16 protein-coding genes are annotated in these 21,447 nt (G+C 60.3%); 9 read left to right on the top strand and 7 right to left on the bottom strand.

The window, feature by feature from the left end; genetic code table 11:
- The first annotated feature begins 22 nt into the window (after positions 1–22).
- The 4 genes from DW029_RS06450 to DW029_RS06435 all read left to right on the top strand — a co-directional run bounded on the left by DW029_RS06450 (position 23) and on the right by DW029_RS06435 (position 7,266).
- Positions 23–439 carry a hypothetical protein gene (locus DW029_RS06450; protein ID WP_055250902.1) on the top strand — a complete coding sequence of 139 codons (417 nt, stop codon included), beginning with the start codon at positions 23–25 and terminating at the stop codon, positions 437–439.
- 8 nt (positions 440–447) lie between these two features.
- Positions 448–2,211, top strand: a complete 1,764-nt coding sequence (locus tag DW029_RS06445; protein WP_117763146.1) for an AarF/ABC1/UbiB kinase family protein — start codon at positions 448–450, stop codon at positions 2,209–2,211.
- Positions 2,212–2,642: 431 nt separating this feature from the next.
- On the top strand, positions 2,643–6,374 hold the full coding sequence (locus tag DW029_RS06440; protein WP_158572629.1) for a DUF4430 domain-containing protein: 3,732 nt from the start codon (positions 2,643–2,645) through the stop codon (positions 6,372–6,374).
- Positions 6,364–7,266: a DUF4430 domain-containing protein gene (locus DW029_RS06435; RefSeq protein WP_117734463.1), complete on the top strand. Its 903-nt coding sequence runs from the start codon at positions 6,364–6,366 to the stop codon at positions 7,264–7,266. Before DW029_RS06440 ends, DW029_RS06435 begins: the two co-directional genes overlap by 11 nt.
- 159 nt (positions 7,267–7,425) lie before the next feature.
- Here the strand turns inward: DW029_RS06435 and DW029_RS06430 are convergent, their stop codons facing one another.
- From DW029_RS06430 to DW029_RS06420, 3 genes are all read right to left on the bottom strand, one after another.
- Positions 7,426–7,833: a GtrA family protein gene (locus DW029_RS06430; protein ID WP_022095123.1), complete on the bottom strand. Its 408-nt coding sequence runs from the start codon at positions 7,831–7,833 to the stop codon at positions 7,426–7,428.
- Between the two features lie 218 nt (positions 7,834–8,051).
- On the bottom strand, positions 8,052–8,447 hold the full coding sequence (locus tag DW029_RS06425; protein WP_117734464.1) for a GtrA family protein: 396 nt from the start codon (positions 8,445–8,447) through the stop codon (positions 8,052–8,054).
- A gap of 78 nt (positions 8,448–8,525) precedes the next feature.
- Complete coding sequence (locus DW029_RS06420) at positions 8,526–10,442, bottom strand: fructose-1,6-bisphosphatase (protein ID WP_117734465.1); 1,917 nt, start codon at positions 10,440–10,442, stop codon at positions 8,526–8,528.
- Positions 10,443–10,760: 318 nt separating this feature from the next.
- On the opposite strand from DW029_RS06420, the gene DW029_RS06415 reads away from it, so the two are divergent.
- Positions 10,761–11,651: a DegV family protein gene (locus DW029_RS06415; protein WP_117734466.1), complete on the top strand. Its 891-nt coding sequence runs from the start codon at positions 10,761–10,763 to the stop codon at positions 11,649–11,651.
- 80 nt (positions 11,652–11,731) lie between these two features.
- On the opposite strand, the gene DW029_RS06410 is transcribed toward DW029_RS06415, so the two are convergent.
- Entirely contained in the window at positions 11,732–12,823 is a 1,092-nt protein-coding gene (locus DW029_RS06410) for a hypothetical protein (protein WP_117734467.1), read from the bottom strand.
- Positions 12,824–13,016: 193 nt separating this feature from the next.
- On the opposite strand from DW029_RS06410, the gene DW029_RS11260 reads away from it, so the two are divergent.
- Complete coding sequence (locus DW029_RS11260) at positions 13,017–13,187, top strand: hypothetical protein (RefSeq protein ID WP_158557554.1); 171 nt, start codon at positions 13,017–13,019, stop codon at positions 13,185–13,187.
- Positions 13,188–13,211: 24 nt separating this feature from the next.
- On the opposite strand, the gene DW029_RS06405 is transcribed toward DW029_RS11260, so the two are convergent.
- Together DW029_RS06405 and DW029_RS06400 are read right to left on the bottom strand one after the other, a co-directional pair.
- Entirely contained in the window at positions 13,212–14,315 is a 1,104-nt protein-coding gene (locus DW029_RS06405) for an RsmB/NOP family class I SAM-dependent RNA methyltransferase (protein ID WP_117798685.1), read from the bottom strand.
- Positions 14,316–14,465: 150 nt separating this feature from the next.
- Entirely contained in the window at positions 14,466–16,616 is a 2,151-nt protein-coding gene (locus DW029_RS06400; protein WP_117742996.1) for a class I tRNA ligase family protein, read from the bottom strand.
- A gap of 130 nt (positions 16,617–16,746) precedes the next feature.
- On the opposite strand from DW029_RS06400, the gene DW029_RS06395 reads away from it, so the two are divergent.
- The 3 genes from DW029_RS06395 (at position 16,747) to queA (ending at position 19,307) form a co-directional block, all read left to right on the top strand.
- A complete protein-coding gene (locus tag DW029_RS06395; protein ID WP_117734470.1) occupies positions 16,747–17,316 on the top strand; it encodes a DUF3267 domain-containing protein in 570 nt (189 codons plus the stop codon).
- A 133-nt stretch (positions 17,317–17,449) separates the two neighbouring features.
- The gene (locus tag DW029_RS06390) at positions 17,450–18,022 is read left to right on the top strand and encodes an epoxyqueuosine reductase QueH (protein ID WP_117734471.1); all 573 of its coding nucleotides are present in this window, start codon (positions 17,450–17,452) and stop codon (positions 18,020–18,022) included.
- Positions 18,023–18,095: 73 nt separating this feature from the next.
- Positions 18,096–19,307 (top strand): tRNA preQ1(34) S-adenosylmethionine ribosyltransferase-isomerase QueA, encoded by a 1,212-nt coding sequence (gene queA / locus DW029_RS06385; protein ID WP_117742995.1) that lies wholly within the window; start codon positions 18,096–18,098, stop codon positions 19,305–19,307.
- Between the two features lie 254 nt (positions 19,308–19,561).
- Here the strand turns inward: queA and DW029_RS06380 are convergent, their stop codons facing one another.
- Positions 19,562–21,337, bottom strand: a complete 1,776-nt coding sequence (locus DW029_RS06380; RefSeq protein WP_118345583.1) for a hypothetical protein — start codon at positions 21,335–21,337, stop codon at positions 19,562–19,564.
- Between the last annotated feature and the right edge of the window lie 110 nt (positions 21,338–21,447).

The raw sequence follows: 21,447 nt of genomic DNA, 5'->3' as shown, positions 1-21,447 counted from the left end.
TTGTTTGTGATTGGAGCCAACCATGGTTATGAAACTCGATCAGCTTGTTAACGGTGCCATCAACGTGGGCTTCGGCGCCGCCGCCGTTGCCGTCGAGGGCAGCAAGAAGGTTCTCGACGACCTTAATACCAAGGGTGAGCAGGTGCGCAAGGACGCAGGCGCCCCCGATATCGCCCGCAGCGTGTCCGACATGTTCGAGCAGGCTGGTGGCACTATCTCCGACCTGACCGAGCGTCTGGGCATGCAGGGCGAGACCGCGGCCCAGCGCGTGCTCGACGAACTCATTCTGGCTCGCGTCCGCGTTATGACCGCTCCCGAGCGCACGGCCTTCCTGGCCCATGTGCGCGACATCGTCGATTCGGTCGAGGACAACGTGACCTCGGTGCCCGTCGAGTCCGTTGAGCCCGACGATGCGAAGGATACCGAAGAGGCCGAGTAGCAGCGCAGATGGCAGATTCCACCACCGATTACAACAATCTAGATCCCTTGGGTGACGAGGCGGCGGTTGTCGATGAGGTCGATGCCGCCGTCTCGGGCGCTCGCAAGAAGCCGCGCGCTGTCGATATGGTCCCCGAGGAGCCCGAGGCGATGGCGCCGGATGAGGAATACCAGCTCACGCCGGCGGGTCGCCGCGAGCGCATCGGGCAGATTGTTCGCCTGGTCAAAAAGTACCGCGTGTGGGATAACCTCACGCCGGTTCGTTTGCGCCGCCTGCTCGAGGAACTCGGCCCCATGTTCGTTAAGATGGGGCAGATTCTGGCCAACCGGTCCGAGATTCTGCCGCAACGCTTTTGCGACGAGCTGCGTCGTCTGCGCTCTGACGTGGAGCCGGTGCCGTACGAGGTCGTACTCAGTTGTCTGGAAGAAGAATACGGCCTGCGCCTGGGGGAGATGTTCGATGCGATCGACCCAAATCCGCTTGGTAGTGCATCGCTTGCGCAGGTGCATCGCGCCCGCCTGGTGACGGGCGAGGACGTGGCCGTTAAGGTGCAGCGCCCAGGTGCGCAGCAGGTTATGGCACAGGACATCGATATCATCCGCTCGGTGGTGCGTATCGTTTCCAAGTTCGTCAACACCGATCAGTTTGTGGACCTGCACGGCGTGGTCGAGGAGCTGTGGACCTCGTTTCGCGAAGAGACCAACTTTTTGGCCGAGGCAAAAAACCTCAACGACTTCTACGAGTTCCACAAGAGCGTTCATGGCGTGACGTGCCCTAAATCCTATCTGGACCTGTGCACCGAGCACGTGGTGGTTATGGACTACGTCGACGGCATTTCGATCGCCGATCCTGAACGCTTGGTGGCCGAGGGCTATGACTTGGAAAAGATCGGTGCCGCGATTGTCGAGGACTACTCGACGCAGGTGCTCGATGACGGCTTTTTCCATGCCGACCCGCATGCGGGAAACATCATCCTCAAGGACGGCATCGTTTACTTTATCGACTTGGGCATGGTCGGACGCATGTCGAGCCACGATCGTGGCATCGTTAAGGACATGATTTTCGCCGTGGCCGAGGGCGACGTGCCCAAGCTCAAGGATTCGCTCATGCGCTTCGCCGTGACGCGTGGCGACTCGGCCGAGCTCGATCATTCAGCGTTTTTGTCCGATCTTGACTTTATCGTGGCTGACTTTGCGGGCCTTGACCTGAAGGATCTGGATATCGGCGAGTTTTTGACCTCGCTGTTAAACCTCGCGCGTAAGAATGACGTTGAGCTGCCGAGCGTGGTGACGATGTTCGCGCGCGGCATGGTGACGCTCGAGGGTTTGCTGACCGAGTACATGCCCAACGTCAACATGATCCAGATCATCCAGACGCATATTAAAAACGAGAAAAGCACCTATGCGCGCGTGCGCGATATGGGGAGCGATCTTGCCGCGAGCAGCTATCGCGCGGTGAAGGGCTCGCTCGAGGCGGCCGAGTATCTGGGCCTGGCCTCGCGCATGCTCACGCGCGGCCAGCTTAAGGTGAACACGCAGATCATGAGCAGCGATAAGGCGCTGCGACAGCTGGGTGGAATTATCGACCGCATGTCGATGGCAATTGTGATTGCCGGCCTGTTTATCGGTTCGTCGGTGGTGTACTACGCGCGCATCGAGCCGGTTGTGTTTGGTATCCCGGTCATTGGCTTTTTGGGTTACGTGAGCGCGCTGGTGCTGGCGCTTATGCTGGGCCGCAATATCTGGCTCAACAGTCACGGCGGCAAGCACTAGAGGCTGCGACTGTCACCGCATTTTCCTATCGCAAACAATAGCTTTTACCTTGGGCTTCGCCTGCGTGCGAGGCCCTTTTGCGTGATAGCATATTGACAGTAATAATAGATGGCCTAGATGGTGGTGCGGAGACGCACGAATGCGCGGTTTTCCTGCGCGTTTGGGAGAATCGGGGTGCAAGTCCCCGGCTGTACCAGTAACCGTAATTCCTCTTGGCTCGGGATGTTCGCGTCGCAGATCGGACGGCGCGCCTGAGCCGTTAAGGTTAAGTCGGATCGCCTCCCATCTTGCATGCGGCTGCGGCGTATGCCGCCGGTGTGCATAGGGCTCTGGAGGGAAAGGGGACCCCGATGGGGGAGCTCGAGCGCAACATGCGCGATGACGTGGGGCAGCCTCAAGGCAACGCTTCAAGTACAGACAATGGGGGACAAATGGATATGTTTGAGGACGAGCGCGAGCGCGCCTCGTTGCATCGCCGTGGCGCGATTGCACGCGGTGTAGCCAAGCGCTGCCTGGTGGCATTCCTGGCCTTCGCGATGGTCTTTGGCACCACGCCGGCTCAGCTGTGGGCCGAGGGCGCCGAGGGCATTGCCGAGGCTGTGGCTCAGGCTGCGACGCCGAGTGAGGGCGCGGGGGCCGCGGGCGGTACTGCCGACCAGGGCAAGGCCGAGGTTTCGGATTCCGGGAGCGCGCCTGCAGCTAGTGCCGACACAACAGAGGCAGCAACTGGCGACGAAGGCTCGGCGACGGGGGAGAGCCCTGCCACGAGTGAGCAGTCTTCGACGGCGCCCGCTGGCCAAGCAGGATCTGCCGCCGCGGCTACCGTTCAGGCAGAGAACCCGACAGAAACCGGCGATGTCGCCAAGAAGCAAGTCGAGGTCTCGTTCTCGATTATCGGCACCGATGCCGACGGCAAGGCTCAGACCTGGGTGGCACCTACGCAGCTCAAGCTCGACGAGGGCTCGACGGCCGCGGATGCCTTCATTAAGCTGCAGGAGAAGACGGGCTTCAAGGCGAAGTACGAACCGAACACGGCATACGGTTTCTACCTCGAAAGCATCACATCCCCGAGCGATGGTCGCGCGCTTGCCTACGATCCGACGACTTATGCTTTCTGGCAGCTGTTTGTCGACGGCGCGTCTTCCTCGGTTGGCGCGAGCGGCGTCAAGCTCACCCAGGGGCAGAAGATTGAGTTTGCCTATACGGCTGGTAGCGCGTCCCCTGTCGTTAAGGACCAGGTTGCCGCAAATGTGACCGTCATTGGTCGCGATGCACAGGGCAAGACTCAGACCTGGGTCGACAACGCGCAGTATGTGGTGACGTCCGGTTCGAGCGCGCTTGACCTTACGAAGGCCGCGCTCGAGGCGAATGATATTGACGCCGTTGCTGCGGGCTCCTTCATTCTGAGTCTTAAGTACAACGGTGTTGAGCTGGGTACGCCCCAAGATTATTCGACCTATTGGCAGCTGTTTATCAACGGCAAGTCGAGCGACTACCCGGCAGACAATGTCACCATTCATGCTGGGGATACCGTTACGTGGTTCTACGGTGGCTGGGGCGACCAGTTGCCCTCCGATTCTGTCCATGCTTCCGTTCAGGTCCTCGGTAAGGACAAGGACGGCAAGCAGCAGGTTTGGGCTTCGACGGGCCAGACGAGCCTCAAGGCAGGCTCCACCGCTAAGGATCTACTTGAGCAGGTCGGCCTTACTCTCGATGCTGGCGAATCGTCTTGGGGCTGGTTCCTCAACGGCATTTATTCGCCCTTCGATGGTAAGTCCTATTGTGGCTATGATGCTGCGACCAATAGCTATTGGCGCTTCTACGTAAAGGGCAAGTCCGACGCAAAGTACAAGTTCGCCGACGTTGGCGCCGGTGCCTACAAGCTCCATGAGGGTGACGCCGTCACCTTTATGTATGCTGGCGACAGCGATGCCCTTCCTGGCCAGGTTCTTGGGTCTGTCGATGTTATCGGTCCCGATGTCAACGGCAACAATACTCGCTGGGGCTCAGCAAGCAATGTTTCCCTGCCCGAAGGCTCTACGGCCCAGGACCTTATTGAGACGGTTCTGAAGGCGAAGGGCATTGATTACAAGGCCTCCCAGAGTGGTGCATACTGGTCCATTACTTCGCCGTTCGAAGGCAGGGCGTACGGCCATGATGGTGCGACCAATAAATATTGGCACCTGTATATCAACGGAAAGCCCTCATCTCTCTGCGCCAACCAGGTCACGCTCACGAGCGGCGACAAGGTTACGTTTGCCTATACGACCGATGGTGCGCCCATGCCCGATCCCGACAAGATTGTCGTGGACCCGAGTGCGACGACTCCTGATTGGGATGCCGAGTGGGCTGGCTACGGCAACAGTGGCAACGGTTCGACCGTAACGGATGCCAAGACGCCTGCGCAGGCCGCCGGTCTTAAGTGGGCCTTCGATTGGAAGGCCGAGTCTGGTCAGCAGTATGCCAACTGCAGCGAACCTGTCATCGCTAACGGCTTTGTGTACATCGCGACCGAGAATGAGCTCATTAAGATCGATTCGTCCACGGGCAAAAAGGTTGCCTCTGCGCCGCTTGCCTCCAAGGTGAGCTATACCTCTCGTCCGATCTATACCAATGGCCTTATCATCGTTCCGCTCAACGGCGGTGCGGCCCAGGCGATTACTGCAGACAAGCTGATCTGCAAGTGGCTGACGCCTGGTTTGACGGACTTGACGCAGAGCTCCTGCACTGTCGTTTCGGACGGCGAATACGTCTATGTAGGCTCGGTCGATATTTCGTATGACGAGAATTACAACGCGACCTACGGCAACGGCTCCTTTGCGCGCATTAAGATTGCCACGGGCGAAGTTTCTTGGCAGAACATCGACCCTGCCGAGGGCTATTACTGGACTGGTGCGGCTTTGACAGATAAGTATGCCATCGTTCCTACGAGCGCGGGTACGCTTAAGTGCATTGATAAGACGACGGGCGATGTCGTTTCGACCATGAAGCTCGGCGCTCTCGCGAACGCCGACTGTGTCGCCGATCCGTCCAATGGTTCGACCTTCTATCAGATGACGCACGACGGAAAGCTCCATGTGATTTCGCTTTCGGCGAAGGGCGTGCTGAGTGAACAGAATACGGTTGATCTGGGCCTTACGAATAATCTGAGCGCCCCTGCGGTGTCTGGTGACAATCTGATTGTCGGCGGACAGACGGCTACTGGCTCTGCTCTGGTTCTCTATAACCTGAAGACGGGTAAGACCACGATGGTCGCTGCTGCCGACGGCAAGGCGCTGCCGGCTGGCCTCAACGGTATTGCTGCTACTCCGCTGGTGAGCGTTCGGGGCGGCAAGACCTATGTGTACTTCACTGTTAACAGCGCGGATAGCAAGGATTACGTCAACTACTCTGCTGGTGGTGGCGTGTATCGCTATACGCTCGGCGATGCAGAGGCGACGCAGATTTATGATGCAGCTGGCCATTACCAGCACTGCGACTCTCCGGTCATTGCCGATGCATCTGGCAACCTGTACTACATCAATGATTCGGGCACGTTGTTTAAGCTTGGAGCTGTCGAGTCTTGGACGGTTGCCTTTAATTCCAACGGCGGGTCTGTTTGCGATACTAAGTTTGTTGCTACGGCCGATGGCAAGCTGGTCAAGCCGGCCGATCCGACGCGCGACGGCTACACTTTCGGCGGTTGGTATGCCGATGAGGCTTGCATGCAGGCGTATGACTTTAGCACGCCGGTGACGGCCGACCTGACGCTGTATGCCAAGTGGACAAAGAATGCCACCAACCCTGGCGGTAATGGCGGCGCTGGTTCCAATGGCGGCAGCGGTTCTGGTACCGGTACTGGTTCCGGCGCTGGCGCTGGCGCGGGTTCTGGCTCCGGCTCGAAGGGCGGCGCTATCGCCCCGGGTCATAAGCCGACGACCAAGACGACGGTGTCGACCAAGACCGAGACCAAGGACAACAAGTCCGACAAGAAGTCCGATTCCAAGTCCGATACGGGTGCTGTTTCCACGACCACTGCTAAGAAGTCCTCTAGTGCTTCCGAGCAGGAGACTGGCACCAATCCGCTCGCCATCGTTGGCATCGCCGCCGGCGTGATTGGCCTCGCGCTCATCGCCGTCTTCGTGCTGACCAAGCGCGGCAAGGGTGACGGTAATGCCCGATAAGCCCAAGGAGACCAGCGGGCAACAGCCCGACTCCTCGTTTATCCAGCTCGATGATCCAAAGCAAAAGGGCGCCGCTTCGGCGGCGTCCACCTCTCGTCGCAAGGCGCTCCTCGGCGTTCTGACTGCTGCATGCACCATTCTGATCGTCGTCTCGCTGGGTTTCGTCCATCCTTCCACAAGCGGTGCCTGGTCCATCGACTGGATCATTCAGACCGTGACGGGGGAGAGCGTCGTCACCAAGGACACCAAGGCGTCTGGCTCGACTACGACTTCGGGCGAGGCCAGTTCCAAGGATTCCAAGTCATCGAATGACGCAAAAGATGAGTTCAAGGGTTCGAACGACGGCAAGGACGATTCCGAGTCTTCGGACAAGGAATCGGACAAAAACTCGGATAGCAAGAAGTCCGAGGACCAGGACGGCAAGAAGTCTGGCGATAAATCCGCTGCCCAGAATACGGGAGCCGGCGATACTTCCAAGGTGTCTGGTGGTGCTTCTTCGGGCGGTGGCCAGTCGTCTAATGGAGCCTCATCCTCTAATGGTGGAAACGCCTCCTCGGGCGGCCAGAGCGGCTCGCAGGAGTCCAACTACGTTACGGTGACGGTTTCGGTCACATCAAGCGCCGTGGGCAATCCTGTGTCTTCTGGTGGCACCTTCACCTTTAACGAGGGCGCTACGGCCTACGATGCCCTGTGCGCGCTGGGCCTTTCTGTCAACGCACATGGCTCGTCGTACGGCACGTATGTCTCCGCGATTGGTGGTCTGGCCGAGAAACAGTACGGCGGTACGAGCGGCTGGATGTACTCCGTCAACGGTGCAACGCCTATGACGGCCTGCAGCAACTACGTTCTCTCCAACGGTGACAACGTGGTTTGGTATTACGTAACAGGCTAGGGGCCTCGACATAGCGCGCCAGACGGGCGGTTCGGACAAACATCCGGGCCGCCCGTTTTTCATGCGAATTGGACTGGGTTGCCGGGGACCTCGACAAATAAAAAACCGGTTGGAATAGGAATTCCAACCGGTTATACATTCAAGCAAATAGTGAATCGACTACGACCGTGCGCCCTCAAGGAAGAAGCGACGGCTAAAGTAGTTGTACCAGGTGACGAGGAACGTTGCGATGGCCTTCATAGCCTGGTAGCCGATGCTCAAAAACGTGACACCCACAAACATGTACAGGTCGTTGAGGCCCAGACCGATCACCGACAGGATGGTGAAGATCGTGAACTCGCGCTTGCGGCTCATGCCCTCGCGATGGTCGAACACGTACTTCATGCTGAGCCAGTAGTTGACCACGACGGACGTGATGAACGAAACCGTGGTGCTCATCAAAAAGTCGAGGTGGAAAAGCTCGACGAGCGCAATGAGCATACCCCAGTCGATGCCAAAGGAGATAAGACCCACGACAGCGAACTTGAGGAACTGCTTGGTATGAGGTTGTGCCAGCGCCTTGCGCACGTAATCACATCCAATGCGTTGATGAATCGAGCAGGGATACTTTAGAGCTTTTGCAAGGGAAACGTAAGGTCTTTGCCAAGAACTATACGAACTCGCCAAATTTTCAAGAGCTAATCCGCAAACGTTGAAAAATTGCCCGTAAACGAGCGGCGCCCACGGACGATACTGCGCTGAGTGCGCGTTGTCCGTGGGCGCCGTAATGCTGCAGGGGTGTGGAGCTATTTTGTCTCCTCGCCCTCCAGGAAGATCTTGCGCGTTACAAAGTTGTAGACCATGACCAGTGCGGTAGCGCAAATCTTGGCGATATTGGCCTCGAGGCCCAGACCGGCGTTGAGGGCCAGCACCATGCCGTCGTTGAGCGCCAGGCCAATAACGGACAGCACGACAAAGATGATGAACTCGCGGCGGCGGCTCATGCCCTCCTTGTGTGCAAACACGTACTTCATGCTCGCAACGTAGTTAAAGATGAGCGAGACGATAAAGCCGCTGGTGTTGGCGATCAGGATGTTAAGGCCCAGACCGTAGTGGAGCAGATTCATGATGCCAAAGTCGATGACGGTGGCAATGACGCCGACGACGCCAAACTTCATGATCTGCGCAAGGAGCTTTTGCATGGTACCTGCCTTAGGGTGGCGCCGCTGCGCCGCGGGGATGACAAACTCAGCAAGTTTAGCCAATCCCCGCAAGCGGGGCTAGGCGCGCTTCTCGATAGCACCGTTTCTATATGCATCGAGCAGTTGGCGTAGGTCCTGGATCTGGCTGCGGATCTTGGCGCCGGTATCGGTGTCGCTCACCATGCGGCGACGGTCGGCCTCGTCAAAGCGGTTGGTCTCGCTTTCGATATCGATGTTGCGGGTGAGCGCCTCGGCAACGGTGGTAAAGGCCTGGTGCGACTTGAGGCGGCATCCTCGCGAGCTCGAGATGAGCGTGTAGCCGGCGATGCCCGTTTTGGGATGGTAGGCGCGACAGAAACCGCCGTCGATGACCAGCAGCTTGCCGTTGGCGCGGATGGGCTGCTCGCCCTTGGTGGTTTTAACGGGCGTGTGGCCGTTGATGATGTGACCGGTCGGCGAACATGCCATGGGCGCGACACCAAACTCGCGCATGATGTCGTCGCAGACCGAGGGCGACTTGGTAAGCGTAAAGTACGGGTCCATCGGCTCGACCCAGGTGCTCTTATCGGCGATATAGGCGCGCTCAAAGGTACGCACCAGGCGTCCGCTGGCGGGCGAATTAAAGCCAATCCACAGGTACCACATCCAGTCGAGAGCATCGCGGTCGCCCACGCGCCAGGCGCGGCGGGCGATATGGTCGCAAAAATCAAAATAATCGCGGCCGGCGTGCCAGGTGCCCAGACAGTTCATGCTGCCAAAGGTGCCGTCTTCGTTGAGCGGTACGCAGCCGTGGAACAGCAGATTCCCGTTGGCGACCTTGTACATCGAGCCGTGGGAATAGAGGAAATCGATATGGCGATGCAGGTGATCGGCGGTGACAAACTCGGACACGAGCTTGTCGATGATGTGCTGCTCTTGGGGCGTGAGCGAATAGGGGTCCGCCGGGTCGACGGTGGGGAAGTCATTGGTCGTGAGCTGCCATACGCTGCCGTCGGCGAGCGTGACCGTGCCGGTGTCGTGATCGATCTTGTCGAGCAGCAGGCGGTCGACCATATCGAACTCGGGGTGGCGCTGGATAATCTGACCCTCGAGCTTAAAGAGCAGCACATTGATGGCTTTGATGAGCGGGCTGATGGACTCGTCGGCGGTATAGGTGGCGTCGGCGAAGGCGACGAGCTCACGCAGCGAGATGCCGTAGTCGTTCTCGAGGATTTCGTAGTTGTCGTAGCGCAGGTTGTTGCGCAGCACCGTGGCGATGCAGGCGGGCTCGCCGGCTGCGGCGCCCATCCACAGCAGGTCGTGGTTGCCCCACTGGATGTCGAGTGAATGGTAGGTGAGCAGGCGGTCCATAATCTTGGCAGCGCCGCCGCCACGGTCGAAGATATCGCCCACCAGGTGCAGGTGGTCGACAGCCAGGCGCTTGATGAGCGAGGCAAGCGACTCGATAAAGTCGTCGGCGCTGGCGGTCTCCAGGATGGACTCCACGATGCGCTCGTGATAGCGCACGCGATAGTTGTTCTCGTCCGGGTGCGTGTGCAACAACTCGTCGATGATATAGGCGTAATCGCGTGGGATGGCCTTACGCACCTTGGAGCGCGTATAGCGGCTCGAAAGCGAGCGAGCGACCATAATGAGCTGGTCGAGCATTGTCTTGTACCAGGTGGGGGAATCCTCGTGCTGGCTGCGGACCAGCTTGATCTTCTCGCGCGGGTAGTAGATGAGCGTGCACAGCTCACCCTTTTCGTCAAAGGAGAGCGTTTCGCCAAAGATCTCGTCGACATGCTCGCGCACGACGCCCGAGCAGTTGTTGAGGATGTGCATAAAGGCTTCGTACTCGCCGTGCACGTCGCTCATAAAATGTTCGGTGCCCTTGGGTAGGTTGAGGATGGCCGAGAGGTTGATGATCTCGGTGAACGCGGATTGCTCGGTGGGGAACTGTCTCGACAGCAGGCGCAGATACTTAAAGTCTTGCGGATTGCGATCGAATGCGACCATGAAACACCTTCCGATGTGGTTGGTAAAACTGATAAACAGCGTCAAATGTTTATCAGTATGCGCCGCTTTTGTTTCGATTGGGGATAGACGGCCGAATTGTTGGCCGAACGGTTTGATAAATCGATTTAGTTGAGGTAGATATGGCGGTTGGGTGGAGACGTAGGGTCGTTTTTACAGACGCATGCCGCTGGGGTCGATAGAGATGATGACGGTAAAGATGTTCACTACCTCTGGCTCTATTTGGTAAATAGTGAACATATGTACCGTATGTAGGCTCACTGTGCGATAATTTGCGCAGCAATGAGTAAGGAGCCTCATATGAGTGATTTTGTCCTGACCTGTGAATCTGCCGCCGACCGAACTCGGGAGTTCTTTGCGTCGCGCAATATCCCTGTCGTGTGTTTTCATTACGAGATCGACGATGTTGTCTATACGGACGATCTGTATCAGTCAATTACGCCGGACGAGTTTTTTGCCCAGATTGCCGCGGGTGCCATGCCCAAGACGTCTCAGGTGAGCGTGGGTGAGTATGAGGAGTTTTGGGAGCCGATTGTTGCCGAGGGTAAAGACGTGCTGCACCTGACGTTGTCGTCGGGTATTTCGGGCACGTATGGATCGGCCTGCGTTGCGGCACAGATGCTCGCGGATCGCTATCCTCAGGGCGGCAAGGTGCGCGTCATCGATTCGCTGGCGGCGTCTTCGGGCTTTGGCCTGTTGCTGGAATATGCCGCCGACGTGCGCGATAGCGGGGCTTCACTCGATGAGACGGCTGCCTGGATCGAGGAGCACAAGCTCAACCTGCACCACTGGTTCTTCTCGACCGATCTGTCGAGCTACCTGCGCGGCGGTCGCATTTCGGCTGCGAGCGCGATCATCGGCACGGCGCTTAAGATTTGCCCACTTATGACGGTCGATTGCGAAGGTAGGCTGTCGCCACGTGAAAAGATACGCACTAAGAAGCGCGCGATTTCCGAGATGGCTAAGACCATGTTGGCACACGTGCAGGACGGTGCGGATTATTCGGGTAAGTGCATCATGTCGCACTCGGCGTGCCGAGAGGATGCCGAGGCAGTTGCGGCTCTGATTGAGGAACAGGTTCCGCAGCTCAAAGGCAAGATTGAGATCAACAGTATCGGTGCTCTGATTGGTTCGCACACCGGGCCTGGTACGGTGGCGCTCTTCTTTATGGGCGACAAGCGCGTGGATTAATTTGCCCCATCACGTCGCCGCATGATTGCTCAAACGAAAACGGCCCGCCTCACGTTTGTGGGGCGGGCCAAGTTGTTTTGCTAGCGTTTCTTTCCGCGGAAGAAAAAGCCGTGTAGTGACGGCTTGAGGCCGCGGTTGGCGCGACGTTCCTCAACGCGCTCGTGGATCGAGGCGACGCGCTCGATGACCTCGTCGGGAATTGGCACGTCGGGATTCATATTCTCGACCTGACTGACCTCGGCGGCGGCGACCTGATCAATAATGGGTACATTTTCGCGCGAAATAACGGGCGTGGCGTCTTCCTTCATCTTGCGATAACGCTGCATCATGTCGGTCTGTAGCTGTTGTGCCGAAGGCGGCGTCCAGATGATGGCGTTGGCGCCGGCGGCGATGGTCTCGCGAATGCTTTCGGGCGTCTTGCCGCCCGGCGCGATGAGCGGCAGGTTGGGATAGTGCTCGCGCAGCTCGCGCAGGACCTGCGGCGTGTTCTTACCGGCTGCGATGTTGAGGATCTTGGCGCCGGCGCGCACTTTGGCGTGAGCATCGTCGTCGCAACGAACGACCGTGGCGATGACGGGGATGTCGGCGATGTTAGTGATGTGCTCGACCATCTCGGCGGTGGCGGGGGAGTTGACCACGCAGCCCGCCGCGCCCTGCATCTCGGAGACGGCTGCCATCTGCACGGAGCGCTTGCCGGTGGTGGTGCCACCGCCCACGCCTACAAAGACCGGGCACTCGGCGACGGTCAGCAGCGCCTGCGTAATGGCGGGCTGCGGCGTGAAAGGGTAGACCGCAAAGACAGCATCGGCATTGGAGTTGCGGATAACCGCGACATCGGTGGTGTAAATGAGTGACTTGATGCGGCGGCCAAAGAGCGTAAAGCCGCTGGCCTCCTCGATCTCATCGGGCATGCGGAGGGCCGCCTTGCGCAGACGCCCGTCGATGGGCAGCGGCTCCATGGGCAAAAGGCCATTGGGAGTTACGGCTACCTGGGGCTCGGTAAATTCGTCCGCAAGCTCGACCTCGGAAAAATCGACCGAGGCGACGATGTCCTCGTGAACCTCGGCGGGAACATCGATGGGGGCTTGGTCGTTTGTCGCGGTGGGCGTGTCGAAGGAGCTGGTGCCGACGAAGGCGTCGACGCGCTCGTTTAGATCGTTGAGGGTATCCATGGAGGCTCGATTCTATGTGATGACGGCCGGCAGGGTGCCGGCAGCGCTGTGCTTGCTAAATCGTTTGACGAGTTGATTTTTCCCCGCCGCGTCATCCGTTAGACCGAAGGGCCGGCGAACGTGAAGGAGCTGTGGTGGCGGGAATCGAGGTGCTATCTTGAAAGTCCCGTATGCAAAAGAAAGGTGACGCGGTATGGAATTCTCGGCAATGTTGGGCTCGATTGGCCTGTGTGTGGGCGCAATCGTTGCCGCCGCGGTCATCTACTTTGTGGTCACGGCCATTAAGGGTAAAAGGGCCGAACGCAAGGAGCGCGCGATGCTTAAACAGCATCGCGACCAGCAGGGCAAACGCGCACGGAGATAGCTTGTTGAGTTTTGGATCCGCGCGCTAGCTGCGTTTTCGGATCAGGGCAATGTAGAAGCCCTCAAAGTCGCGGCTAGGCGGAATGGTGAGCGTGCCGGGCATACCGTTGGCGACGGACGAGACATGGCCGGCGGCGATGGCCTCGGTGAGGGCGTTGGACTCGATACGTGGCTCCTTACCAGCTTCCTGGGCGCGGCGTGCCTCACTTTCGCTTGGCGTGCCGTCGAGGGGGATGAGCTCGCAGTCCATATGCTTGTCGAGGGCCTCTTGCAGGGCATCCTCGTTTTCCTGCGGCAAGATCGAACAGGTTGAATAGACCAGCGTGCCACCCGGTTTGAGGGCCCCCAAGGCGCGGTCCAGAAGCGCGCGCTGCGAGCGGGCGCATTTGTTGAGCAACTGCTCGGTGAGGCCGCGTAGGCTCTTTTCGTTGTCGCTGATAACGGTGCCCGTGCCGGTGCAGGGGGCGTCGAGCAGGATACGGTCAAAGCGGAAGAACTCGTCAAGCTCGCGCGCGTCAATGCGCATGACAGGCACGTTTTTGGCGCCTTGGCGGCCCAAGTTGGCCTCAAGCTTTTCGGCGCGGGGAATGCTCATCTCGCAGGCCGTGAGGTGTGCCTGTCCCTGGGTGAGGGCGGCGATCTGCGTCGTCTTGCCGCCAGGGGCTGCGCACATGTCCAGGATGTCCTCGCCTGCCTGGGCGCCCAGGACCAACGGCGGCATCATGGACGACAGGCTCTGCAGATAGATTTTGCCGTCGCGGTAGATGTCGAGGTCCCACAGATCGGATACCTGAGCCTCGGGCAGGATAAAGGCGTCTGGGTACCAGGCGACGGGGTTGTGGGCGATGCCGGCTGCGTCGAGCGCCGCAGCGATGTCCTCGGCTGTTGCCTTGAGCGTGTTGGCGCGCAGCGTGACCGGGCGTGCGGCTGCGGCGCCAAAGCCTTCGATCATGAGGTCGGCATCGGCGGGCGCATAGGCGCCGGCGACCGTGTCGACCATAAAGCGCGGCAGGTCGACGGCGGAGGGTTGGGTGGCAAGCTGGTCGGAAAGCTCGGTGGCAGCAAACTGCCTAAGCTTGAGCTCAGGCTTAACCTGCTTTTTCTGCTTACGACGACGCGGCTTAGACATCCGTCTTTCCTTCCTGCTCCACTCAAGTAGTCAATTTGGGACGGGGCTTTTTTAGCTATCCCGTCTGTTTTGGCAAGCGCTGCAGCCAAGGATGGGACGGGTAGCTAAAAAAGCCCCGTCCCAGATTGACTACTGCGCCTTGCCGGTTGTCTAGTACTGGCTCTCGTGCTTGCTGAAGAAGTCGAAGCGCGGGGGCAGCGGCTTCACGCGGTGCTCGCCGGGCTTCTCGCCCAGGCTCTCCACAAACTCGTCCGTGGAGGCAAAGATGTTATCCCAGCTAAAGAAGGCGACCGGGTCGACGTCGAAGTACTCGCAGATGAGCTCGCAGCCGGCCGGCACAATGCCGTGCATGAGGACGGTCGCCACGCGCAGCTCGGTAAAGGCGTCGATGAGGGCCTGCGTCATGGCGGCGTTGGCCTCGGCGCCCTCGAGCTTGTTGGCGGCCTTGGAGGCGTCGCTCCAGCGCTTGTTGGCGGCACGCAGGTAGTCGTCGCACACGGCGAGCGCGCGGTGTGTCTCGAACTTGTACATGGCCTGCTCAAAGGCAAGGGCGGCCTGCTCGGCAGCCTCGACCACGGCGGCAGAGGCCGCGCCGGCAGGAATGCAGCCGTTGCGATAGGGGCTCTCGTCGCCTTCCTTGACGGCAACGCCGTAGAAGCAGCTGCGGGCCAGGCGGTTGAACACGCCGGTCAGCAGCGCGCTCTCCTTAAGGGCCGGGTCGATAACGCGCTTATCGTCGCAGGCGCGCACCTCGTTGCCGTCCTTGTCCTTGCCGGTCACGCGCGTGTCGTATGCCTTGGGGCTAAAGCTCACCGGCTTCTCGGACAGGCCGAGCGACAGCCAATGCGCGCGCATCTGCTCGCAGGTGTAGTGGTTGAGCAGATCGTCTGCCGGCGGGGGAGGCGTCTGCGAGGACGAGCTGGCCTTTTTGCCCATGTAGAGCAGGTGGTAGCAGGCACTGACGGTGCTCTGCGTGAGGTCCCAACCCAGGGCCTCCCACATGGCGGTCTGCGCGATGCAGTAGAAGTAGATGTTGTCCTGACCGATGAACTGGTAGATCTGAGCGTCGTCAGAGCACCACCAGTCGCGCCAGTCGAGCGAGCTGTGCTGGTAGGTGGGCACGGGGACCTGCGTGGAATCGGCGGCTGGCTCGCCCATGAGGGCGGCATCCTGGGCGGCAACGCCCTCGGTCACGCCGGCGGCTTTGGCATCGCGCGCGAGCACGGTACGCGTATAGCTGATGGGCGCCCACAGGCTCTCGGGCCAGCACCAGCAGGTGACGTCGGAGACGCCATCGACCTCGGGCACCGGAACGCCCCAGTCGATGTTGCCGGTGATGCGGAAGGGCACGAGCGCCTTGCCGCTGCGGAAGCGCACGCCACCGTTGGCGAGCACTGCGTGGGCATCGTCGCGCTCCTTCCAGCTGGGGAAGGTGACGGTAAAGCTGCTCTTGTTGCCCTCGGGCTCCAGCACGGTGTGCTCGGGAAGCTGATCCTCGACGGCATCGAAGGCCTCGCGGAACTTATTCTGAATGTAGAGCTGAGCCGGCAGCAGCCACTCTTCCATGGTTTTGGAGACCACGGAGCGAACCTGCGGGTTCTGGGCGAGCTTGGCGGTATAGGTCTTCATAAAGTCGAGGTAGGCCGGCAGGTCAAAGTAGAGGTTGTCGACCGGGCGCAGCTCGGGCACCTCGCCGGTGAGCTGGCTCTTGGGCGCGATGAGTTCCTCGGGCTCAAACTGGTGGCCCAGGTCGCACTCGTCGGCATAGGCCTTCTCGGACTTGCAGCCCTGAATGGGGCAGCGGCCGATCACCTGGCGGCCGTTGAGGAACGTGCCGGCCTTGGCGTCGTAGAACTGCAGCGTGGAGCGCTTGGAGATGGTGCCCTGCTCGTGCAGGCGCTCGATAATCTCGGCGGTAACCTCGTTGTGAATCTGCGCGGCAGGCTCAAGACCCGAGCCGCCGTAGATATCGCAGCTGATGTTGTAGTTGTTGAGGGTCGCGGCCTGGCGGGAGTGATTGGACTCGACGTACTCGGCGATGGACTTGTCGTAGCCTTCGTTCTCCTTGAGCTTGCGGTAGCTCTCCATGATGGGCGAGCCGTAGCAGTCGGTGCCCGAGGTGAAGATGACGTTCTCGCTGCCCAGGCGGTCGCGCAGGAAGCGGGCGAAGAAGTCGGCCGGGACAAAGACGCCGCCGACGTGGCCAAAGTGCAGGCCCTTGTTGCCGTAGGGCTCGCCAGCGGTAACGATGGCGCGGCGCGGCCAGCTGGGACGGTCGTTCATGGAGTATTTAGATGCCATGGGACTCCTTCGCATAGGTGAAAGCGCGGCCGGCGCAAGGCCTGGCGGCGCGGTGGTCAATTCGTGCATATCGTTCGACATTATCGCACATGCGGGTAGGTGCGTGGCAGGGGCGCTATCCTAAGATGCTATGAATGAGATTTCCAACATACATGCGTTTGAGGACGAGGATTTTCTGCACGCCTGCTTCGTGTGGGGGATGGCCGTGCTTGGCGTATTTGCCGTGTGCTTGGTGCCGGTGTTTATGCTGCTGGGCGGGCCTGCGGACTTGGATGCGGCTGAAGCGGGCGGCTGGACGGGAGTCGTGGGCTGGATAGTCGGCTTAGCTGCGGTTTCGGCGGCGGCATTTGCCGTGCACGAGCTGTTACACGCCGCGTTTTTTAAGCTGTTGGCGCCTGCGGGCGCGCATGTGACCTTTGGGGCGAATCGCGAGACGGCGATGATCTACGCCTGTGCCGAGGGCGTTGTGTATTCGCGCCGGCGCTACATTGCCATTTGCCTGGCGCCCACGGTGATCCTGACGGCGGCGTTTGCCTTGGGGTTAGCATTTTCGGGCTATCCGCTGCTGTGCTACCTGGCGGCTGGCCTGCATTTGTCGGGCTGTGTGGGCGACTGGTATTACGTGTGGACCATTTTGCGCGACCGCCGCATTGCCGCCTGCGAGGACACGTCCTTTGGCGTACGCTTTTTCGCAAAGTAGTCTTTTTGGGACGGGGCTATTTTGACTACTTTCCTGTTGATGCAGATATCTTGGAACTGCTTTACATCAAAAGTAGTCAAAATTGCCCCGTCCCAAAAAGACTACCCTGGGCAAAGATTGGGAGGAGATGTCCATGAAGCCGTTGTTGCTGCATGCTTGCTGCGCGCCGTGCTCGCTTGAGCCGGTTCGCCTGCTGCGCGAGGAGGGGTTTGAGCCCACGATCTGCTGGACTAACCCCAATATTCAGCCGCACGATGAATGGCGGCGGCGTCTGGACGAGCTGCGCCGGTGGTGTGCCGACGGCGACATCGAGCTTATCGAGGCCGGAGAGGACCGTGAGCGCTGGGAGGCCGGCGTGGCCCCGCTGGGCGCCGATCGGCCCCGTCGCTGTCGCACGTGCTATGCCCTACGCCTGGCCGAGGCATGCCGTGTGGCTCAGGAGCGCGGGTTTGAATATGTAGGCACGACGCTCGCTGTCTCGCCCTATCAGCTGTTCGAAACGTGCAATGATGTGCTCGAGCGCCTGGCTGCCGCCCGCGGGCTCACGCCGGTGATTCGCGATTTTCGCCCGTATTATCCCGAGGCCACGCGTCGTTCGCGCGAGCTGGGCATGTATCGGCAGAACTACTGTGGCTGCCGCTTTTCGGCCGTCGAGGCGGCCATGGACCGCGCCCGCATCCGTGACGAGCGCAAAGCTTCCAAATAGTAGTTCTTTTGAGCTGGCAGCCTGCTAGGATGTAGAGCGGACTTTAGCTATATAAGGAGAATCCGACGTGTCTATGCGTACTGATGATTTTGACTATAACCTGCCCGAAGAGCTCATCGCCCAGGCTCCTGCCGAGCCGCGTGACTCCTGCCGCCTGCTGGTGGTGAATCGCAAGGGATCTGAGGCGGGAACGCCGCTGGAGCACGGCGGTACCGTTGAGCACCGTATCTTCCGTGACATCATCGACTATATCGAGCCGGGCGACGTACTCGTCATCAATCAGACGCGCGTGATGCCGGCCCGTCTGATCGGTCGCAAGGCGGGCTCGGGCGGCGTGGTGGAGACGCTGCTGCTTAAGCGCCGCGAGGACGTGGATCCACTGGGCCACGTGTGGGAGTGCCTGGTTAAGCCTGGCAAGCGTCTGAAGCCCGGCGCTCAGATTGAGTATCGTGCCGGTGGCGCCCATGCGCCCGAGGGGGCTCCCGTGGTGCTGACGGCCGAGGTCGTCGACTTTGTTACCGATAGCCGCGGCGGACGCCTGGTGCGATTTGAGCCGGCCGGTTGCAATGCCGCCGGCGACCCGCGCACGCTCGACGAGGCCATCCATGCTGCCGGCCACGTGCCGCTGCCGCCCTACATTACCGATTACGAGGGCGATCCCGAGAAGTACCAGACCGTCTATGCCATGAAGGAGGAGCACTCGGCTGCCGCCCCCACGGCGGGCCTGCACTTTACCCCCGAGCTCATGGCTGCTATCGAGGCCAAGGGTGCGAAGTTCGCCGCTGTCGAGCTCGAGGTGGGCATCGATACCTTCCGTCTGGTGGAGGAGGACGACCCCACGCAGCACGTCATGCACACCGAGCGCTACCACGTGTCGCAGGAGGTTGTCGACGCCGTGCACAAGGCCAAGGCCGAGGGTCATCGTGTGATTGCCGTCGGCACCACCGCAGTGCGTTCGCTCGAAAGCGCCTTTGATGCGGATGCCCCGGTGTTCGATCCGGCTGTGACGGCGCGCTATTTTGAAGGCCGCGAGGACGGCGCCGACACGCTCGGCCGCGGTGACATCGTGGTGCGCGAGAATGCGACGACACAGCTCTACCTCATGCCCGGCTCGACCTATCACGTGGTCGACGCGCTGATCACGAACTTTCACGTGCCGCGCTCTACGCTCATGATGCTCGTGAGCGCGCTTGCCTCCCGCGACCAGATCATGGATGCCTACGCCGCCGCCATCGAGGAGCGTTACCGCTTCTTCAGCTTTGGCGACGCGATGCTCATTTGTTAGTTACGCGGTTCTACGAACCGCGTAACCACCTGACGCTGCCAAAGCATCGGCCTTGCCTTGGCTGTCAATGTGGCACTCATTGGGGACGTACTTAAATGAGTACCTGCGGAATGAGAGTGGATAATCTCCCGTTTTTGGCCCTTCTGCGGGCTCAAAGTGGGAGATTATCCACTCTCATCATTGATTAGTCGTTGGGGACGTTCTTGTTTGACTGGTCGTTTAAGAACGTCCCCAAAGACTACTTGGTGCCCTGCCTACTTGCTTGCGAACAGCCAGACTAGGATGATCACCAGGATTGCGGCGACGATGCAGACGATGGCGCCGGTGAATTTGATGCGGGAGTCGCGGGTACGTTCGCGCACCGCGTCCTCGGCGGCCTCGAGCTGGGCGACTTCTCGCTCGGTCTCGGCGTGCTCGGCTTTGTCTCGGGCCAAGGATCCTGCAAGCGACTCAGTGATCTCTGGGTGGTCGTGCACCTCGGTCGCCTGTTCGATGATCGACTGCGCATGTGCGGCATCTGCTTGGGCATTGGCGATGGTCTGCTCCTGGTCACGGCGTGCCTTGTCCTCGGCAGTGATCTTCTCGCGCAGCTCGCGCTGACGAGTCGCGGCGGCCGTTTTCGCCGTCTGCAGCTCGTCGCGCGCGGCATCGGCTTCGGTCGTCACGGCTTGGTGCGCGCGCTTTGCGTCGGCGATAGGGGCTTGAGCCTGCTCGACGGCCTGCTCGGCTGCGGCAAGCGAGTGCTCAAGGTCGGCGGTGATACGCGGGACATCTTCTTCGGCTTTACGCAGGGCATCTGCCGTGTCGGAGATCTGCATCGAGAGCTCGCTGGTGCGTACCGTATAGTTGGCGGGATTTGCCGAGGGATTGCGTTGCAGCTCGGCATACTCATGACGCAGCGTCTCGAGCTGGGCGCGCGTGGCGTCGACGGTTTGTTGTGCGGCCGCAATGCCGGCGTCTCGCTCGGTCTTCACCTTGTCGCGGATGCGCTTGGAATCCTCAAGACGTCGAACGAGGCGGTTGCCGGTCTCGCGCGAGCTCGCCTCGCGGGCCTCCACGGCGTCGAGCGCGGCCTTCAAGCGGAGTTCAGTCGCGTCATCCTCTGTCTTCATTTGTTCGAGCTGGCCCTTGAGCTCTGTCGCCTTGGCGGCGTGGGCATCACGGTCAATCTCAGCGGCCGCTGCAGTCTTTTGGGCCGTGGCAATCGCCTGGCGCTGGTCGGCGACGATCTGGTCGTAGCGGCCTGCGATATCCTGGCGCGTCTCGAGTTCCTCGGCCTGATCGGCAATGCGCTGCTCAAGTTCGGCCAAGTGGGCGCGGGCGTCGGAAAGTGCCTTTTTCGCGGCGTTCATCTCACGCATGGCCGAGGCGCCCTGGGCGATAAAGGTGCCCACGGCGTTCGCAGTGTTCGAGACAGCGGTCCCCAGATCGCGGCTCGCGGCGGGGGAATGCGGGGCGGTCGGGCGAGCGGTGTCGGCAGCATCCGCATCGGCAGCCTGCGGCGCGGCGATATTGCCGGTACCGCCCTCGACCACAGAAAAGCCTGCTGCGTGCGGATCGACCGCGTCGGCGCCAATCGTGGGGTGCTCGAGCTGCAGAAACGAGGGCATGGTGCTGCCCTGGTCGGCGACCGGAGTCTCGCCGGGCACGAAGGTCGAGGCCGCCTCGGCGGCCTCCTCTTCCTCGGCGTCCACGTCGGCATCGGCGACGGCGTCTTTCATCGCTTTGACAGCATCCATCATGGAGTCCATGACGGCATCGAGCTCTTCTTCCGAAGACACCTCGATGGGGCCCGCCGCCTGTGGTGCGGGTTCCGTGTCAGGTTCGGCATGGCTCAGCTTCGGCCGCTCGCTTTCGTCATGCTCAACAGTATCGTCTGTGTCTGTTGCCTTATCCGCACCGGCGTGCGCATCTGCACCGGCGTGCGCATCGGTGGAGGCGTCGACGCAGGTAGGAGTATCGCAGTCGTCGACGGCGCCTGCTGAATCATCAATATGCTGTTGAGTCTGGGGGTCCAGCTCGTCTGTCATAGGCATGTGCTCCTCATCGTTGTTTGTCACCCTATGATAAAGTTTCGCGCCGACATCCCACGCGCCGCAGCAAAGTTTCAAAACGTGTTCGATGGCTCGATCTGATAACA

It is taken from the genome of Collinsella sp. AF38-3AC (assembly GCF_003474365.1).
Classification (GTDB): Bacteria; Actinomycetota; Coriobacteriia; order Coriobacteriales; family Coriobacteriaceae; genus Collinsella.
The sequence above is the reverse complement of the archived record's forward strand: the minus strand, read 5'-3'. Positions and strand labels throughout refer to the sequence as shown.

Bases quoted from the DNA above. Each gene is read 5' to 3' on its own strand.
- DW029_RS06450 (WP_055250902.1), top strand. From the start codon at position 23: ATGGTTATGAAACTCGATCAGCTTGTTAACGGTGCCATCAACGTGGGC.
- DW029_RS06445 (WP_117763146.1), top strand. From the start codon at position 448: ATGGCAGATTCCACCACCGATTACAACAATCTAGATCCCTTGGGTGAC.
- DW029_RS06440 (WP_158572629.1), top strand. From the start codon at position 2,643: ATGGATATGTTTGAGGACGAGCGCGAGCGCGCCTCGTTGCATCGCCGT.
- DW029_RS06435 (WP_117734463.1), top strand. From the start codon at position 6,364: ATGCCCGATAAGCCCAAGGAGACCAGCGGGCAACAGCCCGACTCCTCG.
- DW029_RS06425 (WP_117734464.1), bottom strand. From the start codon at position 8,447: ATGCAAAAGCTCCTTGCGCAGATCATGAAGTTTGGCGTCGTCGGCGTC.
- DW029_RS06420 (WP_117734465.1), bottom strand. From the start codon at position 10,442: ATGGTCGCATTCGATCGCAATCCGCAAGACTTTAAGTATCTGCGCCTG.
- DW029_RS06415 (WP_117734466.1), top strand. From the start codon at position 10,761: ATGAGTGATTTTGTCCTGACCTGTGAATCTGCCGCCGACCGAACTCGG.
- DW029_RS06410 (WP_117734467.1), bottom strand. From the start codon at position 12,823: ATGGATACCCTCAACGATCTAAACGAGCGCGTCGACGCCTTCGTCGGC.
- DW029_RS11260 (WP_158557554.1), top strand. From the start codon at position 13,017: ATGGAATTCTCGGCAATGTTGGGCTCGATTGGCCTGTGTGTGGGCGCA.
- DW029_RS06405 (WP_117798685.1), bottom strand. From the start codon at position 14,315: ATGTCTAAGCCGCGTCGTCGTAAGCAGAAAAAGCAGGTTAAGCCTGAG.
- DW029_RS06400 (WP_117742996.1), bottom strand. From the start codon at position 16,616: ATGGCATCTAAATACTCCATGAACGACCGTCCCAGCTGGCCGCGCCGC.
- DW029_RS06395 (WP_117734470.1), top strand. From the start codon at position 16,747: ATGAATGAGATTTCCAACATACATGCGTTTGAGGACGAGGATTTTCTG.
- DW029_RS06390 (WP_117734471.1), top strand. From the start codon at position 17,450: ATGAAGCCGTTGTTGCTGCATGCTTGCTGCGCGCCGTGCTCGCTTGAG.
- queA (WP_117742995.1), top strand. From the start codon at position 18,096: ATGCGTACTGATGATTTTGACTATAACCTGCCCGAAGAGCTCATCGCC.
- DW029_RS06380 (WP_118345583.1), bottom strand. From the start codon at position 21,337: ATGACAGACGAGCTGGACCCCCAGACTCAACAGCATATTGATGATTCA.